The 1,993-nt window shown below is 45.4% G+C and carries 2 protein-coding genes; both read right to left on the bottom strand.

Going from position 1 to position 1,993, the window contains the following annotated elements; genetic code table 11:
- The coding region (locus tag B7Y67_RS16285; RefSeq protein ID WP_293599529.1) for an ABC-F family ATPase at nt 1–1,478 on the bottom strand (1,478 nt) is incomplete at its 3' end.
- 101 nt (nt 1,479–1,579) lie between these two features.
- On the bottom strand, nt 1,580–1,993 hold a 414-nt coding region (locus B7Y67_RS16280), incomplete at its 5' end, for a queuosine precursor transporter (protein WP_293599528.1).

Below are 1,993 nucleotides of genomic sequence, written 5' to 3'. Positions count from 1 at the left end.
AATATCAAAGTGCCGTCAAATTTCTCAAGCGCAATTTGCAAGCTTTCAATAGATTCCATATCCATATGATTGGTTGGCTCATCCATTGCAAGGACGTTATATTTTTGAAGCATTAATTTGCCCCAAATCATTCTGCCCTTCTCGCCGCCAGATAATACTTTGACAGACTTACCAATATCATCGCCTGAGAATAGTAAGCGGCCCAATGTGCCACGAATCACTTGATCATCGTCGCCTGTATTGCGCCAGTTGTTCATCCAATCCATGAGCAATTCGTCTTTTGCGAACATCTCGGTATTGTCTTGAGGCATCACGCCCACGTTGGCGTTTTCAGCCCATTTCACATCACCACTATCCGCAGGAATTCCTTCGAAGCGTTTACTTAAGATGGTTTTTAATAATGTTGTCTTACCTGCACCATTTTGACCAATGATGGCGATCTTTTCCCCAGCACGAATACCAATCTTGAAGTTTTTAAAAATTGGACGGTCGTAAGCTTTAGTTAGTGCATTGCACTCAACAGCCATGTTGTGAAGTTTTTTCTCAGCGTCAAAACGAATAAAAGGATTCTGACGTGAAGAAGGTTTCACTTCAACAATCTCAATCTTCTCCAACTGACGTTGACGTGAAGTCGCTTGACGTGCCTTCGATGCATTGGCTGAGAATCGGGCCACGAAGGCCGCTAATTCAGCAATTTTTTCTTTGGCTTTGACGTTATTGCTCAGTTGTTGCGATCTTGCCTGTACTGAAGCCAGCATGTAAGAGTCGTAGTTGCCTGGATAGACCTTGAGTGTTCCATAGTCCATGTCTGCCATATGCGTGCACACTTCATTGAGGAAGTGGCGATCGTGGGAAATAATGACAATCGTGCTCTTAATTTGATTGAGAATATCCTCAAGCCAGTGAATGGAATGAATATCTAAGTTATTGGTTGGCTCATCGAGTAAGAGAACATCTGGATCGGAGAACAAAGCTTGCGCTAGTAATACGCGCAACTTCCAGCCTGGAGCCACATTGCTCATTGGGCCATTGTGCTGCTCAATAGGAATACCGATACCTAACAACAACTCCCCTGCTTTTGCCTCTGCGGTATAGCCGCCGTACTCTGCATACTTGCCCTCGAGCTCAGCAGCCTTCATGTAATCTTCGTCAGTGGCATCTGGGTTGGCATAGATGGCATCCCGTTCGGCTGCAGCCTTCCACATCTCCTCATGACCCATCATCACTACATCAAGTACGCGCACATCTTCATACGCAAACTGGTCTTGACGCAACTTACCTAAGCGAATGCCCGGATCTAAGCTTACATTTCCGCTAGTAGGCTCTAACTCCCCACCTAGAATCTTCATAAAGGTAGATTTACCGCAACCGTTGGCACCAATTAGGCCATAGCGATTACCGCCACCAAATTTAACGGAAATATTTTCAAACAGGGGTTTTGCCCCAAACTGCATAGTGATATTAGATGCGGACAGCACGGATGTGTTCTTACTTTCTGATAGGTCAATACTAGGGTGCAGATGCAAGTTTTGCATCAAAGACCGTTATTTTAACGGCTTGCGCTCAAAAAAGCCGTAATTTAGACTTTCAGCTTAAATGGCGTGAAATTCGTATGAATATCGAAGTGGTCTTGGTTTTCCTTGCGTTTCAGAAAACCAACCACCCAGTAGGTTAAAGGTGTTGCCAGAACCTCCCAGGCGGTCTTCAGAACGTATTGAGAGATCGCGACAGCCAAGACCTCATTTAGAGGCCAGAGGCCGTAAAAAGCCAGCATATAGAACAAGGAGGAGTCCACCAACTCCCCGCAAGCTGTAGAGCCTATCGTGCGCATCCAAAGATGACGACCCTGCGTCAAGATCTTCATTTTGGCCAAGGTATAACTATTAACAAAACTGCCGCACCAAAATGCGACCATAGAGGCAAGAGCAACCCTCCAAGAATTGCCAAATACCGTCTCCATACCTTGCTGGTAGTTAGCCATATAAGAACCTGG

This window comes from Polynucleobacter sp. 35-46-11 (genome assembly GCF_002281105.1).
This window is presented reverse-complemented; position numbering and strand designations above follow the sequence as displayed.